General features: G+C 33.3%; 6 protein-coding genes and 1 riboswitch. Of the genes, 3 read left to right on the forward strand and 3 right to left on the reverse strand.

All coding sequences use genetic code 11. The features are described from left to right. Positions 1-193 precede the first annotated feature (193 nt). Positions 194-3,643, forward strand: a complete 3,450-nt coding sequence (locus BN863_RS06405; protein ID WP_038528720.1) for a pyruvate carboxylase — start codon at positions 194-196, stop codon at positions 3,641-3,643. Positions 3,644-3,731: 88 nt separating this feature from the next. Here the strand turns inward: BN863_RS06405 and BN863_RS06410 are convergent, their stop codons facing one another. The 3 genes from BN863_RS06410 to BN863_RS06420 all read right to left on the reverse strand — a co-directional run bounded on the left by BN863_RS06410 (position 3,732) and on the right by BN863_RS06420 (position 7,778). Next, positions 3,732-5,528, reverse strand: a complete 1,797-nt coding sequence (locus tag BN863_RS06410; RefSeq protein ID WP_038528723.1) for a ribonucleoside-diphosphate reductase subunit alpha — start codon at positions 5,526-5,528, stop codon at positions 3,732-3,734. Positions 5,529-5,531: 3 nt separating this feature from the next. Beyond that, positions 5,532-6,806 carry a ribonucleotide-diphosphate reductase subunit beta gene (locus BN863_RS06415; RefSeq protein ID WP_038533271.1) on the reverse strand — a complete coding sequence of 425 codons (1,275 nt, stop codon included), beginning with the start codon at positions 6,804-6,806 and terminating at the stop codon, positions 5,532-5,534. 232 nt (positions 6,807-7,038) lie between these two features. Beyond that, a riboswitch (cobalamin riboswitch) is annotated at positions 7,039-7,226 on the reverse strand. A gap of 132 nt (positions 7,227-7,358) precedes the next feature. Then, a complete protein-coding gene (locus BN863_RS06420) occupies positions 7,359-7,778 on the reverse strand; it encodes a LytR/AlgR family response regulator transcription factor (RefSeq protein WP_051774575.1) in 420 nt (139 codons plus the stop codon). Positions 7,779-8,062: 284 nt separating this feature from the next. Here BN863_RS06420 and BN863_RS06425 point away from each other — a divergent pair, with 284 nt between their 5' ends. Together BN863_RS06425 and BN863_RS06430 are read left to right on the forward strand one after the other, a co-directional pair. After that, entirely contained in the window at positions 8,063-8,998 is a 936-nt protein-coding gene (locus BN863_RS06425) for a glutaminase (protein ID WP_084817481.1), read from the forward strand. 200 nt (positions 8,999-9,198) lie between these two features. Continuing rightward, entirely contained in the window at positions 9,199-11,520 is a 2,322-nt protein-coding gene (locus BN863_RS06430; RefSeq protein WP_038528726.1) for a chondroitinase-B domain-containing protein, read from the forward strand. The last annotated feature ends 416 nt before the right edge of the window (positions 11,521-11,936 follow it).

The following is an 11,936-nucleotide window of genomic DNA, read 5'->3' on the forward strand; positions in this document are numbered from 1 at the left end:
ATTTTATTGAAATGGATTATCTCTTTTAGGATTTGTATATCGATTAATTAAATTATAAATGCAAACCATGACTTACTTTTTGGTGCAATATGCATTCATTTTTAAATATTACAAATTAATCTGAAAAAGATAATTATTGTAGATAAATGTTACTAAATTTAAGTGAAAAATAACAAACTAAAAACCAAACAAATTGAAAATCAAAACAGTACTTGTCGCCAATCGCGGTGAAATAGCCATAAGAATCTTTAGGGCTTGCACAGAAATTAACGTTAAAACTATTGGAATATACACCTTCGAGGATCGGTATTCGTTACACCGTTATAAAGCCGATGAATCGTATCAAATAGGCGAAGATAACGAACCATTAAAACCCTATTTAAATATTGAAGGTATTATAAAGGTGGCTATTGAAAATGGTGCAGATGCTATTCATCCGGGCTATGGCTTTTTATCAGAAAACGCCAATTTCGCTAAAGCTTGCGAAGACAATGGTATTATTTTTATCGGACCAAAAGTTTCGGTATTGCAATCGTTGGGCGATAAAATTATGGCAAAAACGGTCGCCGTAGAAAACAATATTCCTATAATACGAAGTAATAGTAAACCATTAACCGATATAGATATAGCCTTATCTGAAGCCGAAATTATTGGGTATCCCATAATGCTAAAAGCGGCTTCTGGTGGTGGCGGACGAGGAATGCGAGTGATAAGAAAAGCCGATGAATTAAAAAGTGCTTTTAACGAAAGTAAACGGGAAGCCTTAAATGCCTTTGGTGATGATACGGTGTTTCTAGAAAAATATGTAGAGAATCCGAAACATATAGAAATTCAAATTGTAGCCGATAACCATGGTAATATGGTGCATTTGTTTGAACGCGATTGCTCGGTACAACGGCGTTATCAAAAAGTAATCGAGTTTGCACCTTCTTTTGATTTGAGTGAAGAAACAAAACAGGCACTTTACAATTATGCACTTAAAATATGTAAAGCCGTAAATTATAATAATATTGGTACGGTTGAATTTTTAGTTGAAAATGACGAAATCTATTTTATAGAAGTTAACCCAAGAGTTCAAGTAGAACATACGGTTACCGAAGTTGTAACAAATATAGATTTAATAAAGGCACAGCTTTTTATAGCTGGTGGTTATAAACTATCTGACGAGCAAATTAAAATCCCGAGTCAAGATGCCATAAAAATAAGTGGCTATGCGTTACAGTGCCGAATTACAACAGAAGACCCTAAAAACGATTTCAAACCCGATTATGGAACGGTGTCTGCCTACCGGAGCGCCGCTGGGTTTGGAATTCGCTTAGATGCAGGAAGTATTTATCAGGGTGCTGTAATATCGCCTTTCTTCGATTCTATGCTGGTTAAAGTAACGGCACATGGAAGAACATTAGACGGTGCAAGTCGTAAAATTCGTCGTGCTTTAGCCGAGTTTAGAATTCGTGGTGTTAAAACCAACATGCCTTTTCTTGATAATATTTTAAAACATGAAACCTTTAGGCAAGGAAAGGTAACGGTAAATTTCATTAAAGCAAACTCTGATTTATTTGTATTTAAAGCACCTAAAAATAGAGCCACAAAGTTAATTACGTACTTAGGCGATGTTGTAGTTAATGGAAATGCCGATGTTAAAAAAGTAGAATTAGGTAAAACATTTATAAAACCTAAAGTGCCGAAATTCGATTCTAATGCAGCATATCCAGAAGGTACAAAAGATCTTTTAACCAAGTTAGGTCCAGATAAATTTTCGGAATGGTTAAAAAACGAAAAACAGGTACATTTTACAGATACTACCATGCGAGATGCACACCAAAGTCTGTTGGCTACACGTATGCGAACATTTGATATGCTAAAAGTAGCGGAAGGTTATGCTAAGAACCATCCTGAAATTTTTAGTATGGAAGTTTGGGGTGGTGCCACTTTTGATGTGTGCTTACGTTTCCTTCAGGAAAACCCTTGGGAAAGATTGCAATTGTTGCGTAAAGCCATGCCTAATGTCCTGTTACAAATGCTTATTCGAGGTTCAAACGGTGTAGGCTATAAAGCCTATTCAGATAATTTAATAGGTGAATTTGTAGAACAGTCTTGGGAAAATGGCGTAGATGTATTTAGAATTTTTGATTCGTTGAATTGGATGAAATCCTTAGCACCATGTATAGAACATGTACGCACTAGAACTGGCGGATTAGCAGAAGGTTCTATTTGTTATACTAACGATATTTTAAATCCAGAAAACACAAAATACAACCTGAACTATTATATTAATCTAGCTAAAGAAATTGAAGGAGCCGGCGCTCATATTTTAGGTGTAAAAGACATGGCTGGTTTATTAAAACCTTATGCGGCTTACGAGTTAATTTCGGCTTTAAAATCGGAGATTAATATTCCTATTCATTTACATACACATGATACATCGTCTATTCAATCTGCGACGTATTTAAAAGCGATTGAAGCGGGTGTAGATGTGGTAGATGTGGCTTTAGGTGGTTTGTCTGGCTTAACGTCGCAGCCTAATTTTAATTCGGTTGTAGAGATGTTAAAATATCAAGATCGTGCAAGTCCAATTAATATCGATTCTTTAAACGAATATTCTAACTATTGGGAAACTGTTAGAACTTATTATTATCCGTTCGAGTCGGGATTAAAGTCGGGCTCGGGCGATGTGTTTAAACATGAAATTCCAGGTGGACAATATTCTAATTTAAAACCGCAAGCTCAAGCCTTAGGATTGGAAAGTCGTTTTCATGAAATCACTAAAATGTACGGGGAAGTGAATACCCTTTTTGGAGATATAGTTAAAGTTACTCCAAGTTCTAAAGTCGTGGGTGATATGGCACAATATCTAGTAAGTAATAATTTAACTATTCAGGATGTTTTAGAAAAAGGAGAAAATATATCTTTTCCTCAATCTGTAGTCGATTTTTTTAAAGGGGATCTCGGTCAACCCGTTGGTGGTTTTCCTAAAAAGATTCAACAAATTATTTTAAAAGATCAAGTGCCATATACAGACCGTCCCAATGCTCATATACCACCATTAGATTTAGAAGAAGAATATAAAGCGTTTAAAAAGACTTTCGAGCAAGAGTTAAGTAGAAAAATAAATTATACAGATTTCTTATCGTATCAACTCTATCCAAAGGTATTTACAGATGCATTTAATAAGCATTTAAAATATGATAACCTGATGAATTTACCGACTAAAAATTTCTTTTATGGTATGGATTTGGGAGAGGAAATTATTGTAGAATTAGATAAGGGAAAGACGCTGTTAATTACATTAGAATCTATAGGAAAACCTAATTATGAAGGCCTCGTTACGGTATACTTTAAAGTGAACGGGCAGGGGAGAACGGTACAGATAAAAGATGATTCTATTAAGGTGGATAAAATTGAACATGTAAAAGTAGATAAATCCGATAGCAAACAGATAGGCGCCCCATTACAAGGTATGTTATCTACTATATTAGTGAAAGCGGGTGATAAAGTCATTAAAAATCAACCCTTGTTTATTATTGAAGCGATGAAAATGGAAACCACAATGACGGCAGCTACAGATGCTGTAGTAAAAAAGGTTATTATAAAACCAGGAATTATGGTTAATTCCGACGACTTAGTTATTGTAATGGAATAAGTAAGTCTATATAAATAAAACACCCTCAGACGTTATATTAGTCTAAGGGTGTTTTTATGTCGTATTTGTTTCTATAAACTAAGTTAAATTACGCTTCGCAACTTGCACAATCTTTCTTTTGTTTGAATTTCTGCGCCGCATTCATACTATGTTGATAATACAATGATTTTAATCCTAATTTCCAAGCATTAATATGTATTTTATTAATGTCTTTTGTTGGCATATCTGGATGTACAATAATGTTTAAAGATTGTCCTTGGTCGATATGGTTTTGTCTGTTCGCTGCTTGGTAAATAATATCCATTTGGTCTATTTCCGAATAGGTTTTAAATACCGCCTTTTCATGGTCTGATAAGAAATCTAAGTGCTGTACAGAACCATCTCTACTTCTAATGTCGTTCCAAACTTCAGGAGTATTCATACCTTTTTCTTCTAGAAGATTAACCAAGTATGGATTTTTAATAGTGGTTTTAATTTTAGCAATATCCTTTACATAAATGTTAGACCAAATTGGTTCTATACCTTGAGATACTTGTCCTAAAATAAATGCTGAAGATGTAGTTGGTGCAATCGCATTTAGAGTCGCATTTCTACGTCCGTATCCTTTAAGAAGGTCTGGTTCTCCTAATGCTGTAGCAAGTTCTTCTGAAGCTTTATAAGAACGCTCTTTTATGGTTTTAAATATCTCACTATTTAAGTTAAACGCTTCTTGACTGTCAAAAGACAACGATTTAGATTGTAATAACGAATGCCATCCTAAAACCCCTAAACCTAAAGCTCTGTTTTCTTTAGCGAAGTTATAAGCGCGCTCCATAAATAAGAACGTTTGGCGGTCTTCACGGCTGTCGGAATCTCTATAAGATTCTAATTTTTCTAAAAATTCTGAAATTACAGCATCTAAAAAGTACACCATAGTTTCTACGGCGTCTGTATCTTTCCACTTGTCGTAATTAAGTAAATTTATACTAGAAAGTACACAAACAAACGACCAGTTTTCGTCTGACGGCAACATGATTTCTGTACATAAATTACTCGCGTAAATCGGATGATTTTTGTCTTTGTACACATCTACAGAACCTTCATTAGCATTATCTGTAAAGAAGATATATGGGTAACCCATTTCACCTCTACTTTGTAATACTTTCGCCCAAACTGTACGTTTTTCAACATCACCATCAATCATAGACTGCATCCACGCATTGGTTACCGTAACCCCGTGCGTTAACTCTTGGATAGCATTTCCTTCAGACCCAATTTCTAAAAACTCCATAATATCTTTATGGTCTATTGGTAAGTACGGAGAGAAACGACCACGACGTACAGAACCTTGACTTACAACATCGACCATAGATTCGAAAAGACGCATAATATGCACAGCTCCTGATGCTGTTCCGTTATTCTTTACTTCGGCTCCTCTGTGACGGATTTTACCAAAGTATCCAGATGTTCCACCACCAAGTTTAGACATCATTCCAATTTCAGATTGGGTAAACAAGATGTTTCCCATATCGTCGTCTATATGCGAACCAAAACAGCTAATCGGTAAGCCACGTTTTTGTCCGAAATTAGACCAAACAGGAGAGGCTAGCGAATAAAAACCTTGAGACATATAGTTGTAAAATTTATCGCTAAAGCCAGGCATTTTTAAAATGTCTTGCGCGCAATCTGCAATTTCTCTAATACGCTCTTCTGGATTTACACCTTCTGTAAGGTATCCCGATTCTAAAAATTTACGGCTATTTTCGTTTAACCACCCAAAGGAATCATTTTCTATGGTACCGTTTTTAGTGTGTAATGCCGCGTGCCTAGCATCGACTAAATTTTGAGCATTATTTTTTTCTGATGTTGTTGTAACAGGGTCTTGATTGTAAGTGTTGTTTTCCATTTTTTAAAATAAGTCGTCGCTAGTTATACTTTGGGCTCTTTTACTGTAATTTATTGAACGTTTAACAAAGAAGTCTCCATGTTTTGTTCCAATTATTTCGTCATCAAACCATTCCGTTTGAGCTAATAATTTCTGATCAATTTCAAATATTTTATTAATTCCAATACTCTCTAAAGAGTTATTAAATCGATTTTTAATGAATTCGTTTATTACCGCTTTCGGAATAAAATCTAATTCACCTTTTTCGAAAATCCAATCTATAATTTTACTTTCAGAACTATACGCTTCTTCACATAGTTGCTGAATCATAATCTTATACGTATCGTTAAACCATTCTGGGTGTTCGTCTTTAATGATATTGATAAGGTCGATACCAAAATCGCCATGAATTTGTTCTTCTTTAGAGGTTGCTTCTACAACATTCGAAATTCCTTTAAGCATGTTTTTATGCTTGTTAAAAGCCATTATGATAAGGAACTGAGAGAATAAAGACACATGTTCTATAAACAAAGAGAATAATAATACAGATTCTGCATACTCTTCGTTATTTTCGCTTTTTGCATTTTTTAAAGCCGTCTCTAAATACTGGACACGCTTCATTATTGCAGGCTTCTTCTTTAATTTTTCGAACTCACTATTTAATCCTAAAATTTCTAATAAGTGAGAATAGGCATCGTGATGTCTTACTTCACTTTCTGCAAATGTAGCACCTACAGATCCTATTTCTGGCTTAGGCATACGGTGATAAATATCACCCCAAAACGTTTTAACAGCCACTTCTATTTGAGATATAGCAAGCATGGTGTTTTTAATAGCACTTTGTTCTACAGGTGTTAAAGCCGATTTAAAATCTTGGATGTCACTTGTGAAATTAAATTCGGTATGAATCCAGTAGGAATGACGAATAGCTGGTACATATTCGTATAGTTGAGGGTACTCGTAAGGTTTTAAATTGATACGTTTTTCGAAAATATTACTTTTTCTACTTTGCGTTTGGTTGTTTCTATAAATGATATACGCTTTGGCAACATCTACAAACTCACTATGCATTAGTTTTTTCTCGACAATATCTTGTACTTCTTCTACAGTAGGTACGTAATCTTTGTCTTGATCGCGACGCTCTAAAAGCTCGGCATATACATTTTTTGCTATTAATTCGGCATCATCACTTGTACCATGGTTAACGGCTTGCATTGCTTTTGTAACGGCAGCTGTAATTTTCTGAAGGTCAAAAGGTTTTGACTTAAAATTTCTTTTAATAATTTGAATTATTTCCATGTTTACCATATTAAGTAGATTTAATAATCTTAAATAACCAATGTCTTGAACTCTAAAATAGCTTTAGATACAGGCATGAAACTTATTCTTCAGATTTTAAACCATGAGTTGTTAATCCTAAATTTATTCGGTGCTGTAATAATTTTGGAAAAGAAGATAGAAGTAGATATGATAACTAGACATAAATGACCATAGTAATCTTCTAATTCTTGCTTCAATCCCCGAAAGCACATTGAATTAATGTTAAATGGCAGGTCTTCTGACTTACTCTGTTAACCCGGCCTTCCCATTCTATTAAACAGTGACCATTATTGGGTTTCGTTTGTTGAGCATACAGCTGCGGGACAGTTCCGGATTTTCACCGAATTCCCTTTTAATATCAAGTTGTTAAACTTAATAACCATTAATAATTGGATGCAAATTTATCTACTATAAACAAGTTTTAATAATTAACTTATCATAACTTATTGACAATTTTAAAAAATAGTGTGATAACCGTTTTAGTTTATTCAATTAGTAGATTACAAAGAGTATGTAAAGACTGAGTTACCTTTACTTTTGTTGTAACAAGTGTATGATGGTTTGTTGTAATGTGTGACCTAAATTTTTATCGTTTTTATGCTTTTTTATTTTACCAATTACTTTTATAAACTCATCACTATCTATTGGTTTTAATATATGTTCTAACGAGTTTTTATTAAAAATATTAGACGCGTAATGCGTATAAGTCGTGGTAATAACTAAATCGAAACCTTTAAAATTAAGTTGGTTTAAAAAAGGAAGTAATTCTTCTTTAGGCGTTTCTATATCTAAAAAGACACAGTCTGGCTTTAATTTGTTTATGGCAGAAATTGATTCTAAAGGATTAGAGAACATGTCACAGATGTTAACCTCGGGACAAAAAAGTTCAATTTCCCATTTTAGGTTTGTAAGAGCATTAAATTCATAATCAATAAGAATTGCATTAATCATGGTAGTGTGGACAATTTTGAATAAAAGTAATGTATAATTAATAAGTTCCAGTTTGTCTTTTTATATGTTGTGTAAATCTTAGTGCCGATGGGAGTAATTAGATTGTAATTGGTAGAATGAGTATACAGCGTTTTTTAAAAAACTAGCAGTAAGATTGAATATCATATTTTAAATTTTTAACGAAGGGCCTTTTGTAATGTGAACAAAAAGTAAAAAGATAGCAGATTCCCTTTCCCGATTCTATTTCTTACATTAGCAAAAGATTATGGATCATAATAAGCGGTATGCATTTAATACAAGAAGAGGTGAATTTTAAAGCGGTAGTTCAGAATATTTATAAAGACGTTAAGGATATAGAAGATAAAGGAGAACTCGCTTCCTATATTCCAGAATTAGCGCGGATTGACTCTAAAAATTTTGGTGTGCACATTTCTACTATGGATCATTCTAATTTTGGAGTGGGTAACTGTTACGATAAATTCTCAATTCAAAGTATTGCCAAAGTATTGTCTTTAATTATGGCTTATAAAATTTTAGGTAAAAAAATATGGGAACGTGTCGATGTAGAGCCTTCAGGAAATGCGTTTAATTCACTTGTGCAGTTGGAAGCTGAAAATGGTATCCCTAGAAATCCGTTTATTAATGCTGGAGCATTAGTTATATCTGATATCTTATTGAGTGAACTGGAACATCCTAAAGAAGAATTTTTAGCATTTGTAAGAGATATTGCCAATCAGCCAGAAATAGACTATTCAAGTAAGATTGCTGCCTCAGAAAAGAAAGTTGGGTATAGAAATATCGCGTTATGTAACTATATTAAATCTTTAGGAAATATTAAAAATGAACCTGAAGATGTGTTAGATTTTTATTTTAATCTATGTTCTTTAGAAATGAACTGTATGGAACTGTCTCAATTATTTTTATTTCTAGCCAACAACGGTTGCAGAATTTCTGACCAACATCCTATATTAACAGAACAGCAATCTAAACGTATAAATGCACTCATGCAAACCTGTGGATTTTACGACGAATCTGGAGAATTTGCTTTTAGAGTGGGTTTGCCAGGAAAAAGTGGAGTTGGTGGCGGTATCGTTGCGGTACATCCCGATCGTTACGCTATTGCTGTGTGGAGTCCTAAACTGAATAAAAAAGGGAATTCTTATAAAGGCATGAAATTTCTAGAAGCTTTTACTACAGAATCTAAACAATCTATATTTTAATTTACACGTCTACATTACGTAAGTTCTCCAGTCTATATATTTAATTTAAGATCTAATACGCAATTCGTCTGTAATTTTATTTGTTTTTAAGCTTAAACAGTCATTATTAAGATAATTTTCATAGTTTCCTTTTGAATAGGAGTGTTTAAATTCGTACTTTTGGTTCACCAAATTGGTTAACCAATTTAATCTAAAAACAAATGAACAAAATTAAAAGTACGATTTCAATTTTAATTCTTTCAGTTTTATTTACAGTTCATGCTAACGCACAAGCAGGAAAGACAATTGTAAACAATGCGAAAGAATTAGACCAAGCCATTAAAGCTGCAAAACCAGGAGACCATTTAGTAATGGCTAACGGTGTATGGACAGACATTATTATTAAATTTAAAGGAGTAGGTACAGAAGCCCAGCCTATTGTTTTGGAAGCCGAAACACCAGGTAAAGTATTTATTGAAGGACAATCTAGACTTAGATTATCTGGAGAATATTTAGAAGTTTCTGGATTATACTTCAGAAATGGGTTTACACCTAAAAGCACCATTATCGATTTTAGAACCGATAACGAAAGTGTAGCAAACCACAGTAAAATTACTAACTGTGTTATCGAAGGATTTACTCAACCAGATCGTGAAGAGAAAGATAACTGGGTTCAATTCTACGGAAGACATAACGAATTAAGTAATTGTTACATTGCTGGTAAATCTAACCCTGGACCAACATTAAGAATATACTTAAACGGTAACGAAAACATTAATAATCACCATAAAATTATAAATAACTATTTTGGTGAAAGACCAAGAGCTGGAGGACCTCACGGAGAAACTATACAGTTAGGAGATAGTTATACGTCTATGACGCCTTCATACACTCAGGTGTCAAATAATCTATTTGAAAGATGTAATGGTGAAGTAGAGATAATTTCTAGTAAATCTAACTTTAACGAATTTACAAATAACATCTTTTTTGAAAGTGAAGGTTCTTTAGTGTTACGTCACGGAAACTATGCAAAAGTAGATGGAAATGTATTTATCGGAAATGAAAACTCTACAGCAATTGGTGGTGTTCGTGTTGTAAATACAGGACACTGGGTAACAAATAACTATTTCTACAAAATTATTGGTAGCGATTTTAGAAGTGCCATTGCAGTGATGAACGGAATACCTAAATCACCTTTAAACCGTTACAACCAAGTTACAGATGTTGTCATTGCTTATAACTCATTTATCGATTGTATCTCACCTTTACAATTTAGTGTAGGAAACAATTCTGATAAAAGTGATGTACTTCCTGCAACCGAATTACGTTCTGCAAGACCAACGCGTACTATTGTTGCAAACAACTTAATTTATAATCACGATGTAAATGAGACTAAGCCAATTTTTGCTTACGATGAGGTTGATGGTGTAAGTTTTTACAATAACATTTTAAATACTAATGATGTAAGTGGTATTGATACTAATGGCGGTTTAACACAAGAAGATTTTACAGTAAACAAAGTAACTGATTGGTTTTATACGCCTTCAAAATCATTTTCTGATGTATATAACGGATTCGATTTCGAACAAATATCTAAAGATCTTGTAGGAAACGACAGAACAGATAATAGTGCTATAGGTGCAGTAACATTCCCTTTTGATGATAAAGGTAAAGTTGAAATCAATAAATCACAATACGGACCAAAATGGTTAGACCGTAGCGGTAAGAAAGCAAAGTCTAAAACTATTAAAGTAACATCTGCAGAAGCGCTAGCTAAAGCAGTAAAAGAGGCTAATTCTGGAGATGTTTTAGAATTAAAATCAGGAACATTTAAAGTGTCTGAAACTATGAAAATAGACAAAGACATTACAATTAAATCTGCTGGAAAGAAAAAAGTTAAGATTGTATATAGTGGTGCTGCAAATACAGCGTTATTCCAAATGTTACCTAAAGGAAACTTAAATTTAGATAATGTCGCTATCGAAGGATCTAAAACTCAAGATGCATTCGCAACCTTAGAGAAAAACATGTCGACTGTTTATAAGTTGAAAATTAACAACAGTGAAGTATCTAAATTCTCTAGTGTTTTAAGAACGTATAAAGGATCTTTAGCCGATTCTCTTGTCGTTTCAAATTCAACTATTAAAGATTGTACAAACGGTATTCTATTAGCAGGAGAAGATGACGATAAAGGAGATTACAGTGCAGAATTTGTAACGATTGAAAATTCAACTTTCGATAATGTAGACCAAAACGTCCTAAACTACTATAGAGGTGGTTACGACGAGTCTAGTATTGGTGGTACTTTAGTACTAAGAAACAATACATTTAAAAACAGTGGATCTAAAGAGGAAAGTAAAATATTATTACAAACTCGTGGAATCGTAAACATCGATTTTAATGGAAATACGTTTAAAGACAATGCGGTTTCTTACATTATAGTGCTTTGGGGAGAAAAAGGACAAGTGTCTGTAAACAATACTATTGATAACTCTGGTGAAGTTAAAACAGAGCAAAATCTAAAAATGAAATTGATGTACTAATTGCTTTAGTAAATCATTTTTCACTTTTAATATCAAAGAGCTTACGATAATCGTAAGCTCTTTTTTTGTTTAGTATAAATATGATTTAATTTTTATAAGGGTTATAGATGTAGAGATACTTTTTGATGGATTCTCGACTCCGCTCGAATACCTTATTCTTAATAGTATGCTGATTGAATTTCAATGGTTAACCTTCTAACATTTCTTCGGAATTAGGTTTAGTAAAGAGCCTTTATATCCAGTGTGAGTAAGCGAAGTCGAGAACAACTATCACCTTCACATAATTTATTTATTTAAATACATATTTTCAATCAAGAAATTTAAACTAAAAGTTATAAAATAAAAGTGGCTTTGATTTATCAAAGCCACTTTCTTAAATACAAGACAGAAATTGAAAACTGAAAAAATCTATTTCA

The organism is Formosa agariphila KMM 3901 (genome assembly GCF_000723205.1).
GTDB classification, from domain to species: Bacteria; Bacteroidota; Bacteroidia; order Flavobacteriales; family Flavobacteriaceae; genus Formosa; species Formosa agariphila.

Coding starts and splice junctions, on each gene's coding strand:
- BN863_RS06425 (WP_084817481.1), top strand. CDS start 8,063: ATGCATTTAATACAAGAAGAGGTGAATTTTAAAGCGGTAGTTCAGAAT.
- BN863_RS06430 (WP_038528726.1), top strand. CDS start 9,199: ATGAACAAAATTAAAAGTACGATTTCAATTTTAATTCTTTCAGTTTTA.
- BN863_RS06410 (WP_038528723.1), bottom strand. CDS start 5,528: ATGGAAAACAACACTTACAATCAAGACCCTGTTACAACAACATCAGAA.
- BN863_RS06415 (WP_038533271.1), bottom strand. CDS start 6,806: ATGGAAATAATTCAAATTATTAAAAGAAATTTTAAGTCAAAACCTTTT.
- BN863_RS06420 (WP_051774575.1), bottom strand. CDS start 7,778: ATGATTAATGCAATTCTTATTGATTATGAATTTAATGCTCTTACAAAC.